Origin of the sequence: Klebsiella variicola, assembly GCF_000828055.2 — a bacterium.
In the GTDB taxonomy this organism is placed as follows: Bacteria; Pseudomonadota; Gammaproteobacteria; order Enterobacterales; family Enterobacteriaceae; genus Klebsiella; species Klebsiella variicola.
Map to the genome: position 1 here is coordinate 5,219,953 of NZ_CP010523.2, position 15,690 is coordinate 5,235,642.

Genomic DNA, 15,690 nt, shown 5'->3' on the forward strand with positions numbered 1-15,690 from the left:
CCATCTGGCGATCAGGCCAGCAGGCGGTAGCCCGGTAATGTCAGAAAATCAATTAGCTCGTCGGAGGTGGTGATCTGCTCCATCAGTCGCGCCGCATCGTCAAAGCGGCCGTGGCTGAAACGGTGCTCTCCCAGCTCCTCCTGAATCACCATCAGCTCTTCCGCCAGCCACTGGCGGAACAGCGCCTTCGTGACCGGGGTGCCGTCGTTCAGGGTTTTCTGATGATGGATCCACTGCCAGATAGAGGTGCGCGAGATCTCGGCCGTCGCGGCGTCTTCCATCAGGCCATAAATCGGGACGCAACCGTTGCCGGAGATCCAGGCTTCGATGTACTGCACCGCCACGCGAATGTTGGCGCGCATCCCGGCTTCCGTGCGCTCGCCCTCGCAGGGGGCCAGCAGCTGTTCGGCGGTAATTGGCGCATCCGCGCTCCGGGTGACCGAGAGCTGATTCGGCTTATCGCCCAGTACGCGGTTAAACACCGCCATAGCGGTATCCGCCAGCCCCGGGTGGGCAATCCAGGTGCCATCGTGACCATTGTTCGCCTCCAGCTCTTTATCGGCGGTGACTTTGCTCAGCACCTGACGGTTACGTTCGGCATCTTTGCTCGGGATAAACGCCGCCATGCCGCCCATCGCAAACGCACCGCGTTTGTGGCAGGTCTTAATCAACAACCGTGAGTAGGCGCTGAGGAACGGTTTATCCATCGTCACCACCTGACGGTCAGGCAACACGCGGTCCGGATGGTTTTTCAGCGTTTTGATATAGCTGAAGATGTAGTCCCAACGGCCACAGTTCAGGCCAACAATATGGTCGCGCAGCGCATGCAGGATCTCATCCATCTGGAACACCGCTGGCAGCGTCTCAATCAGCAGCGTGGCCTTGATGGTGCCGCGCGGCAGGTCAAAGCGATCTTCCGTAAAGCTAAAGACATCGTTCCACCATGCCGCCTCCTGCCAGGCCTGGGTTTTTGGCAGATAGAAGTAGGGACCGCTCCCCTTCGCCAGCAGCGCCTGGTAGTTATGAAAAAAATAGAGCACAAAATCGAACAGACTGCCGGGGATGGCCTCATTACGCCAGGTGACGTGCTTTTCCGGCAGGTGCAGGCCGCGCACACGGCATACCAGCACAGCGGGATTGGGCTGCAGCTGGTAGATTTTGCCGGCCTCGTTGGTGTAGCTAATAGTCCCGTTCACGGCATCACGCAGGTTAATTTGGCCATCAATGACTTTACGCCAGTCAGGCGCCAGCGAATCCTCAAAGTCCGCCATAAAGACTTTGACGTTGGCATTCATCGCGTTAATGACCATTTTGCGTTCAACGGGACCGGTGATTTCAACACGGCGATCCTGCAAATCCGCCGGGATACCGCGGATGGTCCAGTTTCCATTTCTAATGGAAGCGGTTTCCGAAATAAAGTCAGGAAGTACACCTTGATCAATGGCCTGCTGCTGCTGCTGACGCGCGGCCAGTAGCTTATTACGCGCCGGCGCAAAGCGGCTCACCAGTTCCGTCAGAAATTCTACCGCCTCAGGCGTTAAGATCTGCTTCTCCTGCTCGCCATAGGGCTGACTAAAGGCCAGTTCATCGGTGATTGTCGCCTGCTGCGTCATTGTGCTGTTCCTCTTGGTTGATCCGCTGGAAGCGAGCGAGAGATCGTTGTGTAGTTTTCGCTCAGCACAATTAAGACTACTCAATTAATTTCCAAAATCAAAAACAATTTCCATTTTAATTTTAAAACAGACTTAACATATTGATAACAATGGAATTAAAGTTATCATCGAGCATGAAGTGAATTTCGGAAATAAAAAAGGCACCCGAAGGTGCCAGAGGCAAAGTGCTGAAACGCTTTAGGATCGTTTCGTGTAGAGTATTACTCCAGTGTAGGATTCATATGGCGCAGATCGTATGGTGTAATCTGGTAGACATAATAGTTAAGCCAGTTAGCAAACAGCAGATTGCCGTGGCTCCGCCAGGTGGCGCGCGGTTTGTTCTGCGGGTCGTTTTGCGGAAAATAGTTGTAAGGAACCTCTGGATTCAAACCGGCTTCCACATCGCGGAAATATTCGCTTGCCAGGGTATTGGCATCGTACTCCGGGTGGCCGGTAACAAAGGCGATGCGCTTATCTTTGCTGGCAAACAAATACGCATCGCCCTCTTCCGTCTCCGCGAGGATCTCGAGATCGGTGTAGTCGCGGATAAGTCCCGCCGGAAAATCAGCATAGCGTGAGTGCGGGGCCAGGAAAGAGTCGTCGAAACCGCGGGTCAGTAAGGCGTGTGGATGCAGAATATGGTGTTCATAAACGCCAGAAATCTTTTCGGCGCGGGTCTGCTTCGGAATGCCGTACAGAATATTCAGCGCGGCCTGAACCGCCCAACAGACGAACAACGTGGAGGTGACGTGATCCTTCGCCCACTCCAGCACCTGTTTGATCTGTGGCCAGTAAGCAACATCGTTAAACTCAACCAGGCCTAAGGGGGCACCGGTGACAATCAGGCCATCAAAATTCTGATCGCAGATCTCATCGAAATTGCAGTAAAAGTTATTCAGATGCTCCGCCGGCGTATTACGCGACTCACGCGCATCAATACGCAACAACTGGATGTCCACCTGCAGCGGAGAGTTCGACAGCAGACGCAGGAACTGATTTTCCGTCTCGATTTTCTTCGGCATCAGGTTGAGGATTAACACCTTCAGGGGGCGAATTTCCTGAGTCGTTGCACGTGTTGTCGTCATCACAAAGACGTTTTCATTGCGCAAGAAACTGACGGCTGGTAGCTCGTCCTGCACCCGAATTGGCATAACTGTATTACCTCATAGCATACGTATAAACGTTTAGACATCCAGATAGCTGAAGATAACCAGGAATCGGGTGAATGTCGAGTCTGCATGTTCACGGTGAGAAAATTTCACGGCGCGCATTGAGTTAGAATATAAGAATGAAGAAAAGGAGAAACTATGGTTATTAGCATCCGCCGTTCCCGGCCAGATGAAGGGGATAAACTGATTGCGATATGGTGTCGGTCGGTCGACGCCACGCACGATTTTCTGTCAAAAGCGTATCGAAAGGAGCTGGAGGAGATGGTACGCGCATTTTTACCGGAGGCTCCGCTGTGGGTGGCGGCTAACACCCAGGACCAGCCGATCGCCTTTATGCTGCTTACCGGAGAGCATATGGATGCGCTGTTCGTCGATCCGGATGTCCGCGGCTGCGGCGTGGGGAAATTGCTGATTGAGCATGCCCTGTCGTTAACGCCAAAGCTGACGACGAATGTGAATGAGCAGAATGAACAAGCGGTCGGGTTTTATCAGAGGATGGGTTTTAACGTGACAGGGCGTTCTGAGACGGACGATCTGGGGCAACCGTATCCGTTATTGAATTTGATACATGAGCAGCAGGCTGAAGCAGACTAAGATTGACGTCGCAACTGCTGACCCTTAGACAGGGACCTCCCCGGAGGCGGTGCTGCGCACCTTGTCCGGGCTACAGGTCGTGCAGGGCGGGTGCGAATCCGTAGCCCCGGTAAGCGCAGCGCCACCGGGGAGACATACCCACACAGCAAAAAACCCCGCACCTTTCGGGACGGGGTTCTTGTTAAAACGCAAAAACAAAAAGCTCAGTCTTTCGACTGAGCTTTCTGCTTTGTTTGATGCCTGGCAGTTCCCTACTCTCACATGGGGAGACCCCACACTACCATCGGCGCTACGGCGTTTCACTTCTGAGTTCGGCATGGGGTCAGGTGGGACCACCGCGCTAGTGCCGCCAGGCAAATTCTTTGTGATCAGTACGCAATTCTTTATCGCATCAGCCGCGTTGCCTGCGCTCGTAAAGTCAGTCACATACTTCAGTATGCTCCTTCCTTTACTTCGCTTGTCGCCTTGCTGCTGCGCAAATTATTGCGTACTCAACTCTGAATCTAAGCTGAAAATTCTCTCAAATCCGCCAAAACAGCTTCGGCGTTGTAAGGTTAAGCCTCACGGTTCATTAGTACCGGTTAGCTCAACGCATCGCTGCGCTTACACACCCGGCCTATCAACGTCATCGTCTTCAACGTTCCTTCAGGAGACTTATAGTCTCAGGGAGAACTCATCTCGGGGCAAGTTTCGTGCTTAGATGCTTTCAGCACTTATCTCTTCCGCATTTAGCTACCGGGCAGTGCCATTGGCATGACAACCCGAACACCAGTGATGCGTCCACTCCGGTCCTCTCGTACTAGGAGCAGCCCCCCTCAATTCTCCAGCGCCCACGGCAGATAGGGACCGAACTGTCTCACGACGTTCTAAACCCAGCTCGCGTACCACTTTAAATGGCGAACAGCCATACCCTTGGGACCTACTTCAGCCCCAGGATGTGATGAGCCGACATCGAGGTGCCAAACACCGCCGTCGATATGAACTCTTGGGCGGTATCAGCCTGTTATCCCCGGAGTACCTTTTATCCGTTGAGCGATGGCCCTTCCATTCAGAACCACCGGATCACTATGACCTGCTTTCGCACCTGCTCGCGCCGTCACGCTCGCAGTCAAGCTAGCTTATGCCATTGCACTAACCTCCTGATGTCCGACCAGGATTAGCTAACCTTCGTGCTCCTCCGTTACTCTTTGGGAGGAGACCGCCCCAGTCAAACTACCCACCAGACACTGTCCGCAACCCCGGTCAGGGGCCTACGTTAGAACATCAAACATTAAAGGGTGGTATTTCAAGGTTGGCTCCACGCAGACTGGCGTCCACGCTTCAAAGCCTCCCACCTATCCTACACATCAAGGCTCAATGTTCAGTGTCAAGCTATAGTAAAGGTTCACGGGGTCTTTCCGTCTTGCCGCGGGTACACTGCATCTTCACAGCGAGTTCAATTTCACTGAGTCTCGGGTGGAGACAGCCTGGCCATCATTACGCCATTCGTGCAGGTCGGAACTTACCCGACAAGGAATTTCGCTACCTTAGGACCGTTATAGTTACGGCCGCCGTTTACCGGGGCTTCGATCAAGAGCTTCTCCTTACGGATAACCCCATCAATTAACCTTCCGGCACCGGGCAGGCGTCACACCGTATACGTCCACTTTCGTGTTTGCACAGTGCTGTGTTTTTAATAAACAGTTGCAGCCAGCTGGTATCTTCGACTGGTCTCAGCTCCATCCGCAGGGACTTCACCTACACACCAGCGTGCCTTCTCCCGAAGTTACGGCACCATTTTGCCTAGTTCCTTCACCCGAGTTCTCTCAAGCGCCTTGGTATTCTCTACCTGACCACCTGTGTCGGTTTGGGGTACGATTTAATGTTACCTGATGCTTAGAGGCTTTTCCTGGAAGCAGGGCATTTGTTACTTCAGCACCGTAGTGCCTCGTCATCACACCTCAGCGTTAAAAGGTACCGGATTTACCTGGAACCTCCGCCTACATGCTTAAACCGGGACAACCGTCGCCCGGCTAACATAGCCTTCTCCGTCCCCCCTTCGCAGTAACACCAAGTACAGGAATATTAACCTGTTTCCCATCGACTACGCCTTTCGGCCTCGCCTTAGGGGTCGACTCACCCTGCCCCGATTAACGTTGGACAGGAACCCTTGGTCTTCCGGCGAGCGGGCTTTTCACCCGCTTTATCGTTACTTATGTCAGCATTCGCACTTCTGATACCTCCAGCAACCCTCACAGGTCACCTTCGCAGGCTTACAGAACGCTCCCCTACCCAACAACACATAGTGTCGCTGCCGCAGCTTCGGTGCATGGTTTAGCCCCGTTACATCTTCCGCGCAGGCCGACTCGACCAGTGAGCTATTACGCTTTCTTTAAATGATGGCTGCTTCTAAGCCAACATCCTGGCTGTCTGTGCCTTCCCACATCGTTTCCCACTTAACCATGACTTTGGGACCTTAGCTGGCGGTCTGGGTTGTTTCCCTCTTCACGACGGACGTTAGCACCCGCCGTGTGTCTCCCGTGATAACATTCTTCGGTATTCGTAGTTTGCATCGGGTTGGTAAGTCGGGATGACCCCCTAGCCGAAACAGTGCTCTACCCCCGAAGATGAATTCACGAGGCGCTACCTAAATAGCTTTCGGGGAGAACCAGCTATCTCCCGGTTTGATTGGCCTTTCACCCCCAGCCACAAGTCATCCGCTAATTTTTCAACATTAGTCGGTTCGGTCCTCCAGTTAGTGTTACCCAACCTTCAACCTGCCCATGGCTAGATCACCGGGTTTCGGGTCTATACCCTGCAACTTAACGCCCAGTTAAGACTCGGTTTCCCTGCGGCTCCCCTATACGGTTAACCTTGCTACAGAATATAAGTCGCTGACCCATTATACAAAAGGTACGCAGTCACACCCGAAGGTGCTCCCACTGCTTGTACGTACACGGTTTCAGGTTCTTTTTCACTCCCCTCGCCGGGGTTCTTTTCGCCTTTCCCTCACGGTACTGGTTCACTATCGGTCAGTCAGGAGTATTTAGCCTTGGAGGATGGTCCCCCCATATTCAGACAGGATACCACGTGTCCCGCCCTACTCTTCGAGTTCACAACCTGTGTATTTTGGTGTACGGGACTATCACCCTGTACCGTCGGACTTTCCAGACCGTTCCACTAACACACAAGCTGATTCAGACTCTGGGCTGCTCCCCGTTCGCTCGCCGCTACTGGGGGAATCTCGGTTGATTTCTTTTCCTCGGGGTACTTAGATGTTTCAGTTCCCCCGGTTCGCCTCGTTAACCTATGTATTCAGTTAACGATAGTGCAACGAATTGCACTGGGTTTCCCCATTCGGACATCGCCGGCTGTAACGGTTCATATCACCTTACCGACGCTTTTCGCAGATTAGCACGTCCTTCATCGCCTCTGACTGCCAGGGCATCCACCGTGTACGCTTAGTCGCTTAACCTCACAACCCGAAGATGTTTCGTAAAACACCATCGTGTCGCGAAAATTTGAGAGACTCGAACACACCATTAAAGATGTGTCGTTTCAATTTTCAGCTTGATCCAGATTTTTAAAGAGCAAATATCTCAAACGTCACCCGAAGATGAGTTTTGAGATACATCGGCACGCGTCTTTCACTCACGAACCAGCAAGTGGCGTCCCCTAGGGGATTCGAACCCCTGTTACCGCCGTGAAAGGGCGGTGTCCTGGGCCTCTAGACGAAGGGGACACTGAAGTCTCAATCGCAAGACGCCTTGCTTCTTTACTTTCATCAGACAATCTGTGTGAGCACTACAAAGGCAGGTTCTTTAAGGTAAGGAGGTGATCCAACCGCAGGTTCCCCTACGGTTACCTTGTTACGACTTCACCCCAGTCATGAATCACAAAGTGGTAAGCGCCCTCCCGAAGGTTAAGCTACCTACTTCTTTTGCAACCCACTCCCATGGTGTGACGGGCGGTGTGTACAAGGCCCGGGAACGTATTCACCGTAGCATTCTGATCTACGATTACTAGCGATTCCGACTTCATGGAGTCGAGTTGCAGACTCCAATCCGGACTACGACATACTTTATGAGGTCCGCTTGCTCTCGCGAGGTCGCTTCTCTTTGTATATGCCATTGTAGCACGTGTGTAGCCCTGGTCGTAAGGGCCATGATGACTTGACGTCATCCCCACCTTCCTCCAGTTTATCACTGGCAGTCTCCTTTGAGTTCCCGGCCGGACCGCTGGCAACAAAGGATAAGGGTTGCGCTCGTTGCGGGACTTAACCCAACATTTCACAACACGAGCTGACGACAGCCATGCAGCACCTGTCTCACAGTTCCCGAAGGCACCAATCCATCTCTGGAAAGTTCTGTGGATGTCAAGACCAGGTAAGGTTCTTCGCGTTGCATCGAATTAAACCACATGCTCCACCGCTTGTGCGGGCCCCCGTCAATTCATTTGAGTTTTAACCTTGCGGCCGTACTCCCCAGGCGGTCGATTTAACGCGTTAGCTCCGGAAGCCACGCCTCAAGGGCACAACCTCCAAATCGACATCGTTTACAGCGTGGACTACCAGGGTATCTAATCCTGTTTGCTCCCCACGCTTTCGCACCTGAGCGTCAGTCTTTGTCCAGGGGGCCGCCTTCGCCACCGGTATTCCTCCAGATCTCTACGCATTTCACCGCTACACCTGGAATTCTACCCCCCTCTACAAGACTCTAGCCTGCCAGTTTCGAATGCAGTTCCCAGGTTGAGCCCGGGGATTTCACATCCGACTTGACAGACCGCCTGCGTGCGCTTTACGCCCAGTAATTCCGATTAACGCTTGCACCCTCCGTATTACCGCGGCTGCTGGCACGGAGTTAGCCGGTGCTTCTTCTGCGGGTAACGTCAATCGGTGAGGTTATTAACCTCACCGCCTTCCTCCCCGCTGAAAGTGCTTTACAACCCGAAGGCCTTCTTCACACACGCGGCATGGCTGCATCAGGCTTGCGCCCATTGTGCAATATTCCCCACTGCTGCCTCCCGTAGGAGTCTGGACCGTGTCTCAGTTCCAGTGTGGCTGGTCATCCTCTCAGACCAGCTAGGGATCGTCGCCTAGGTGAGCCGTTACCCCACCTACCAGCTAATCCCATCTGGGCACATCTGATGGCATGAGGCCCGAAGGTCCCCCACTTTGGTCTTGCGACATTATGCGGTATTAGCTACCGTTTCCAGTAGTTATCCCCCTCCATCAGGCAGTTTCCCAGACATTACTCACCCGTCCGCCGCTCGTCACCCGAGAGCAAGCTCTCTGTGCTACCGCTCGACTTGCATGTGTTAGGCCTGCCGCCAGCGTTCAATCTGAGCCATGATCAAACTCTTCAATTTAAGTTTGATGCTCGTGAATTAAACTTCGTAATGAATTACGTATGTTCACTCAGAGACTTGGTATTCATTTTTCGTCCGAGGACGTTAAGAATCCATGTCACTTTGAGTGCCCACACAGATTGTCTGATAAATTGTTAAAGAGCAGTTGCGACGCGCTTTAGCGCTCTGTCGCGAGGTGGCGTATATTACGCTTTCCTCTTTCAGAGTCAACCCTGAATTTCAGGATTTTTCTCTTCAACCGAACCGGCTGTTTGTGTGAAGTGATTCACATCTGCCGTGTCGATGGAGGCGCATTATAGGGAGTTCTCGAGCGCCTGCAATAGAAAAATGGCAGAAAAATGACTGATTGCTGCATTCCCCAGCAAAACCCCGCTTTATACCCTTTTACACACAGAATTATCCACAGAAGCGCGATGAAAGGGCGACAAAAGCCCGGTGGGTCAGCTTCTATATAAAGAAGAAACGGTGCCTGAAAGAGAAAGATAAAAATTCGCGAGCGTTGCGCAAACGTTTTCGTTACAATGCCGCGCTATGACACGGATGCCCGGTTGGGTGCGTTAGGTGAGTTTTTAGGCAAAAACTCACCTAACGCTCTCTGTAATGTTCAAATCCTGGGGATTTAATACCATGCAACAACGTCGTCCAGTCCGCCGCGCTCTGCTCAGTGTTTCTGACAAGGCCGGTATCGTCGAATTCGCGCAGGCGCTTTCCGCTCGTGGTGTCGAGCTGCTGTCCACCGGCGGCACCGCCCGCTTGCTGGCAGATAAAGGCCTGCCGGTTACCGAAGTCTCTGACTACACCGGTTTCCCGGAAATGATGGATGGACGCGTGAAGACCCTGCATCCGAAAGTACACGGCGGCATCCTCGGTCGTCGCGGTCAGGATGACGGTATCATGCAGCAGCACGGTATTGCGCCTATCGATATGGTGGTCGTTAACCTTTACCCGTTTGCCCAGACCGTCGCTCGTGAAGGATGCTCGCTGGAAGACGCGGTGGAAAACATTGATATCGGCGGCCCAACCATGGTGCGCTCCGCAGCGAAGAACCATAAAGACGTCGCTATCGTAGTGAAGAGCAGCGACTACGACGCCATCATTAATGAGATGGACGCCAACGAAGGCTCCCTGACGCTGAACACCCGCTTCGACCTCGCCATTAAAGCCTTCGAACACACCGCAGCTTACGACAGCATGATCGCTAACTACTTCGGCAGCATGGTTCCGGCCTATCACGGCGAAAGCAAAGAAGCCGCTGGCCGCTTCCCACGCACCCTGAATCTGAACTTCATTAAGAAGCAGGATATGCGCTACGGCGAAAACAGCCACCAGCAGGCTGCCTTCTATATAGAAGAGAATGTCAAAGAAGCTTCCGTGGCGACCGCCACTCAGCTGCAGGGCAAAGCGCTCTCCTATAACAACATTGCCGATACCGATGCGGCGCTGGAGTGCGTGAAAGAGTTCAATGAGCCAGCCTGCGTGATCGTTAAGCACGCTAACCCATGCGGCGTTGCCGTCAGCGACTCGATTCTCGACGCCTACGATCGCGCCTATAAAACTGACCCAACCTCCGCGTTCGGCGGCATCATCGCCTTTAACCGCGAGCTGGATGCAGAAACCGCGCAGGCGATCATCTCTCGCCAGTTCGTCGAAGTGATCATCGCGCCGTCCGCCAGCGAAGAAGCGCTGAAGATCACCGCCGCGAAACAGAACGTCCGCGTACTGGTCTGTGGCCAGTGGGATACTCGCGTTGCCGGCCTCGATTTCAAACGTGTCAATGGCGGCCTGCTGGTTCAGGACCGCGATCTCGGCATGGTCACTGCGGGCGAACTGCGCGTGGTCAGCAAACGTCAGCCGAGCGAGCAGGAACTGCGCGATGCGCTGTTCTGCTGGAAAGTGGCGAAATTCGTTAAATCCAACGCCATCGTCTATGCCAAAGACAACATGACCATCGGCATAGGCGCCGGTCAGATGAGCCGCGTCTACTCAGCGAAAATTGCCGGGATTAAAGCCGGTGACGAAGGTCTGGAAGTGAAAGGCTCCGCCATGGCCTCTGACGCCTTCTTCCCGTTCCGCGACGGCATTGATGCCGCAGCCGCAGTAGGCATCACCTGTGTGATCCAGCCGGGCGGCTCTATCCGCGACGAAGAAGTGATTGCCGCCGCGGACGAACATGGTATCGCCATGATCTTCACCGACATGCGCCACTTCCGCCATTAATTCACGGAGCAGCAGATGAAAGTATTAGTAATCGGCAACGGCGGGCGCGAACACGCGCTGGCCTGGAAAGCGGCCCAGTCGCCGCTGGTTGATACCGTCTATGTCGCGCCGGGCAACGCGGGTACCGCCCTGGAGCCGGCGCTGCAAAACGTCGCCATCGGCGTCACCGATATTCCGGCGCTGCTTCGCTTTGCGCAGGATGAGAACATCGATCTGACCATCGTTGGCCCGGAAGCGCCGCTGGTCATTGGCGTGGTTGACGCGTTTCGTGCCGCAGGGCTGACCATCTTTGGGCCAACCGAAGGCGCCGCGCAGCTGGAAGGCTCAAAAGCCTTCACCAAAGATTTCCTCGCCCGTCATCATATCCCGACGGCGGAATACCAGAACTTCACCGAGGTCGAGCCTGCGCTGGCTTATCTGCGGGAGAAAGGCGCGCCGATCGTCATCAAAGCCGACGGTCTGGCGGCAGGTAAAGGCGTTATCGTGGCGATGACCCTTGAGGAAGCCGAAGCGGCAGTCGAAGATATGCTGGCCGGCAACGCCTTTGGCGATGCTGGCCACCGTATCGTGATTGAAGAGTTCCTCGATGGCGAAGAGGCCAGCTTTATTGTGATGGTCGACGGCGAGCACGTCCTGCCGATGGCCACCAGCCAGGATCACAAACGCGTCGGCAACGGCGATACCGGCCCGAACACCGGTGGGATGGGCGCTTATTCTCCGGCGCCGGTCGTGACTGATGAAGTCCATCAGCGCACCATGGAGCGGATTATCTGGCCAACCGTGAAAGGCATGGCCGCTGAAGGCAATACCTATACCGGTTTTCTGTATGCCGGTCTGATGATCGACAAACAGGGTAACCCGAAGGTAATTGAGTTCAACTGCCGCTTTGGCGATCCGGAAACCCAGCCGATCATGCTGCGCATGAAGTCCGACCTGGTAGATCTGTGCCTCGCCGCCTGCGCGGGCAAACTGGACGAGAAAACCTCCGAGTGGGATGACCGCGCGTCGCTGGGTGTGGTGGTTGCCGCCGGCGGCTATCCGGGCAATTACAACACGGGTGATGAGATCTTCGGCCTGCCGCAGCAGGAAGCGGCAGATGGTAAAGTCTTCCATGCCGGCACCAAACTGGCAGACGACCAGCGCGTCGTCACCAACGGCGGGCGCGTGCTGTGCGTGACCGCGCTGGGTGAAACCGTGGCGCAGGCGCAGCAGCGCGCCTATCAACTGCTGACCGATATTCGCTGGGACGGCAGCTTTAGCCGTAACGATATCGGCTGGCGCGCCATCGAACGTGAAAAAGCTAACGGCTAAGTTTTGCCAGCAGCGTTTTCCGCGTAATGCCTAACTGACGGGCGGCTTCAGTTTTGTTGCCGCCCGTTTTTTCCAGCGCCGCCAGAATCACCTCTTTTTCAACTTCCACTAACGGCTGAATCAGCGCGTTCTCGCTACCACCCGACGGCAACGGCGTGCCCGCTATCGCCAGCGGCAGTTCTCGTTCGGAGATATAGTTTCCGGTCAGCAGCACCACCGCCCGCTCCACCGCGTTTTCCAGTTCACGGATATTACCCGGCCAGGGGTAGTGGATCAGCAGATCCATCGCCTGCGGCGTAAACCCCTGCACCGTTTTGCGATTGCGTTCGGCATAGCGCTTAAGAAAGTGTTGCGCCAGTAGAGGAATGTCTTCCCGGCGCTGACGCAGCGGCGGCATATCAATGGTCACGACGTTCAGGCGATAATAGAGATCCTGGCGAAAGCGCCCGGCGCTCACCTCCTCCGCCAGATTACGATGGGTAGCGGCAATCAGCCGCACATCAACGGCAAGCGTCTGGTTACTGCCAACGCGCTGCACCTCGCGTTCCTGAATCGCCCGCAGCAGACGCACCTGCATCAGCGGTGAGATATCACCAATTTCATCAAGGAACAGCGTGCCGCCATCCGCCTCGACAAAACGCCCTTCCCGCCGCCGATCCGCCCCGGTAAACGCCCCTTTTTCATGACCGAACAGCTCGGACTCCAGCAGCGACTCATTCAGCGCCGCGCAGTTTAGCGTCACCAGCGGCTTCTCGCGGCGTTCGCTGCAGGCGTGAATGGCGCGCGCCACCAGTTCTTTACCGGTTCCCGATTCGCCGCAGATCAGCACCGTCGCATCCGAGGGCGCCACCAGCGTAATATTGTTGATAAGCGCCTGCATTGCCGGGCTATCGCCAATCATTCCCCATCGTAATTCTGTCGCGCCGCTGAAATCGCCCTCGCTCTGCCGGGTGTGTGCCAGCGCCTGAACCAGCGTCTGCTGTAGGGTGTCAAAATCCAGCGGTTTGACCAGATAATCCAGCGCCCCGGACTTAATGGCCTCCACCGCCGTGCCGACGCTGGAAAACGCCGTCATGATCAGCACCGGTATCGCCGGGTTATAGGCTTTTATCTCTTTTAACGTCGCGATACCGTCCAGCTCCGCCATACGGATATCGCACAGCACCAGGTCGAAGACCTGGTGATGGATCTGCTCCAGCGCCTGCAGGCCGTTGTGAGCTAATGCCACCTGATAGCCCCAGCCGCGTAGCAGCGCCTGCAGGATCGTGCAGTGGCTGACGTCATCATCGACAACCAGAATCTGTACTTTATCGCTGCTCATCTTCCCTCCGTTGAGCCTCCACCGGTAACCAAAGCGTAAATATCGCTCCGGCCCCCGGCTGGCTTTCGGCGCGGATTGTCCCGCCATGTTGTTCGATAATATTCTGTACCACCGCCAGCCCCAGCCCCGTGCCGTCCGCCTTGGTGGTGAAATACGGTGTGAAGATGGCCTGCAGCTCTTCATCGCTCATCCCCTTACCGCTATCCGTGACGACGATTTTCACCCGCTGACGATCGGCTTCGCTTGCCGATACGTGAATGACGCCATCACGGCCAATCGCCTGCATCGCGTTCAGGTACAGGTTCAACAGCACCTGGTTCAGGCGGTCAGCATCGGCGTTGATCGTGGTTAACTCAGGGCGCGGAGTAAATTGCAGCGCGATCCCGCGACTCTGCGCATCCTGGCTTACCAGCTGCAATGAGTGCCGGATAAGCGCGTTGATATCCACCGGCTGGTAATTTAAATGCGCGGGCCGGACCAGCTCCAGCAGCTCGCTGACCACCCGGTTCAGGCGGTCGGCTTCTTTCGCCATCACCTGGGCTAATTGCTGCGCTTCGCCGCCTGGGGGAGTGCGTTCGGCAAAATACTTCGCCAGCCCTTTAATCGAAGAGAGCGGATTGCGGATCTCATGCGCGACACCCGCCGCCAGATGGCCAAGCGCCACCAGCTTTTCTTTGCGGGCCATCGCCTCCAGCAGCTGCTGGCGTGAGCGACGATAGCGGCGGAACCAGAACTGAGCGAGGATCGTCGCCGCGATGACCAGCGCCGCGGCACCCAGCATGATCATCATGTTACGCTGGCCGCGGGCCTGCGCCGCATCCAGCTCGCGGCTATCAAAGGCGATAAAAATCACCTGCGGGACAGTGGGCTGAGCCAGCGCGCTGTTGCCGCGATTCATCATCCCCATATGATGGCCGCGAGCAGGATTGAGCGGGCGGAACTGGCGATAGATCTCCAGTGCCGGCTGCGGTTCGTTAAGCCGGCGCCAGCGGGCCTGTTCGCTCACGTGGAGTTCGCGCATCTGCGCCGGACTGTACAGCGCGTTATCCACCTGTTGCGGATCGCTATGGGCGATGATTTTACCGTTTTCATCGGTCACCGCGAACCACAGCACTCCGGGTTGCCAGGCCATCTCTTCCAGCAGGGCCTGCAGTTGCGCATGATGCATACGCATCCCCATCCCGACGCGCGTGCCAGACTCCAGCGCGCGGATCAGCACGCTCCCCTTCTCCTCAATGGTTTGTCGGGCGGCGGTCGTCTCACGACCATAGTCGCGGACGATCATTACGGAGAACAGCATGACCAACAGCACCATTGTGCCGGTCAGCAGCCAGCTCAGGGCGTCCGCAGTGGCGTGCCGGGAGAAAGGTTTGATCTTCATCGGTGAGTCCTTGTCATCTCTTTTTCGCTTTCTGCAGGATCCTTCAGCAGAAATCATGCCATTTTCCCACGCCGTCAATCCTGTTCTCAAACATATCGCCTGCGGTTTAGCGAGTAAAAATGACCCACCTGATCCGCCAGGAACGAGTCATTTTTACTCACCTTCCCCATCGGCTCCTCCGGCAGGCCCGTACGGGCGGGCTTTTTCAGGCTGGCATGGAAGATGCAATAACGAGAGAAACCACACAGGAGATAATGCCATGAAACGGAACCGTAACTTACCTCTCACCCTCGTCACCCTTGCCGTACTGACCTTTGGCAGCAACGCGGCCTGGGCCAACCATCACTGGGGCAATAACACCGGGATGGGCAATCAGCGTTACAGCCAGCTGACCCAGGAGCAGCAGGCTACCGCGCAAAAGCTGCATAACGATTACGCTGCGCAAACCAGCGCCCTGCGCCAGCAGCTGCAGTCCAAACGCTATGAGTACAATGCGCTGCTCACGACGCAAAAGCCGGACAGTGGAAAGATTGAAGCTGTCGCTCAGGAGATGGAAGGCTTACGCCAGAAGCTGGATCAGCAGCGGGTGAAGTTTGATGTCGCCCTGGCTGAGGCGGGCGTTCCCCGTGGCGCAGGAATGGGATACAACGGCTGCCGCGGTAACGGCGGTGGTCATAGGGGCATGAACCACTGGTAATC

Annotated in this window: 8 protein-coding genes, 1 tRNA gene and 3 rRNA genes; 4 read left to right on the forward strand and 8 right to left on the reverse strand. The window is 55.4% G+C overall.

The features are described from left to right. Positions 1 to 11: 11 nt before the first annotated feature. Positions 12 to 1,613, reverse strand: coding sequence for a malate synthase A (gene aceB / locus SP68_RS24360; RefSeq protein ID WP_040971035.1), 1,602 nt, complete (start codon positions 1,611 to 1,613; stop codon positions 12 to 14). A 260-nt stretch (positions 1,614 to 1,873) separates the two neighbouring features. Next, positions 1,874 to 2,803, reverse strand: a complete 930-nt coding sequence (gene metA, locus SP68_RS24365; RefSeq protein ID WP_008807331.1) for a homoserine O-acetyltransferase MetA — start codon at positions 2,801 to 2,803, stop codon at positions 1,874 to 1,876. Between the two features lie 156 nt (positions 2,804 to 2,959). On the opposite strand from metA, the gene SP68_RS24370 reads away from it, so the two are divergent. Next, positions 2,960 to 3,415 carry an acetyltransferase gene (locus SP68_RS24370; protein WP_008807332.1) on the forward strand — a complete coding sequence of 152 codons (456 nt, stop codon included), beginning with the start codon at positions 2,960 to 2,962 and terminating at the stop codon, positions 3,413 to 3,415. Between the two features lie 238 nt (positions 3,416 to 3,653). Here SP68_RS24370 and rrf read toward each other — a convergent pair. The 4 genes from rrf to SP68_RS24390 all read right to left on the reverse strand — a co-directional run bounded on the left by rrf (position 3,654) and on the right by SP68_RS24390 (position 8,761). Next, positions 3,654 to 3,769: ribosomal RNA gene (gene rrf, locus SP68_RS24375) — 5S ribosomal RNA — on the reverse strand. Positions 3,770 to 3,965: 196 nt separating this feature from the next. Beyond that, positions 3,966 to 6,869, reverse strand: a 23S ribosomal RNA gene (locus SP68_RS24380). 191 nt (positions 6,870 to 7,060) lie between these two features. Continuing rightward, positions 7,061 to 7,136, reverse strand: a tRNA-Glu gene (locus SP68_RS24385). An 85-nt stretch (positions 7,137 to 7,221) separates the two neighbouring features. Further along, positions 7,222 to 8,761, reverse strand: a 16S ribosomal RNA gene (locus tag SP68_RS24390). The 16S, 23S and 5S rRNA genes sit together here with 1 tRNA gene alongside, the layout of an rRNA operon. A 627-nt stretch (positions 8,762 to 9,388) precedes the next feature. On the opposite strand from SP68_RS24390, the gene purH reads away from it, so the two are divergent. Beyond that, positions 9,389 to 10,978, forward strand: coding sequence for a bifunctional phosphoribosylaminoimidazolecarboxamide formyltransferase/IMP cyclohydrolase (gene purH / locus SP68_RS24395; RefSeq protein ID WP_022064764.1), 1,590 nt, complete (start codon positions 9,389 to 9,391; stop codon positions 10,976 to 10,978). 15 nt (positions 10,979 to 10,993) lie between these two features. Further along, positions 10,994 to 12,289, forward strand: coding sequence for a phosphoribosylamine--glycine ligase (gene purD, locus SP68_RS24400; protein WP_040971032.1), 1,296 nt, complete (start codon positions 10,994 to 10,996; stop codon positions 12,287 to 12,289). Here purD and zraR read toward each other — a convergent pair. Together zraR and zraS are read right to left on the reverse strand one after the other, a co-directional pair. Beyond that, positions 12,279 to 13,610 (reverse strand): sigma-54-dependent response regulator transcription factor ZraR, encoded by a 1,332-nt coding sequence (gene zraR, locus SP68_RS24405; RefSeq protein ID WP_016160093.1) that lies wholly within the window; start codon positions 13,608 to 13,610, stop codon positions 12,279 to 12,281. The two genes, purD and zraR, sit on opposite strands and share 11 nt — an antisense overlap. Then, complete coding sequence (gene zraS / locus SP68_RS24410; protein WP_038421987.1) at positions 13,597 to 14,991, reverse strand: two-component system sensor histidine kinase ZraS; 1,395 nt, start codon at positions 14,989 to 14,991, stop codon at positions 13,597 to 13,599. The genes zraR and zraS overlap by 14 nt, the downstream gene beginning before the upstream one ends. A gap of 259 nt (positions 14,992 to 15,250) precedes the next feature. On the opposite strand from zraS, the gene zraP reads away from it, so the two are divergent. After that, entirely contained in the window at positions 15,251 to 15,688 is a 438-nt protein-coding gene (gene zraP, locus SP68_RS24415; RefSeq protein WP_040971030.1) for a zinc resistance sensor/chaperone ZraP, read from the forward strand. The last annotated feature ends 2 nt before the right edge of the window (positions 15,689 to 15,690 follow it).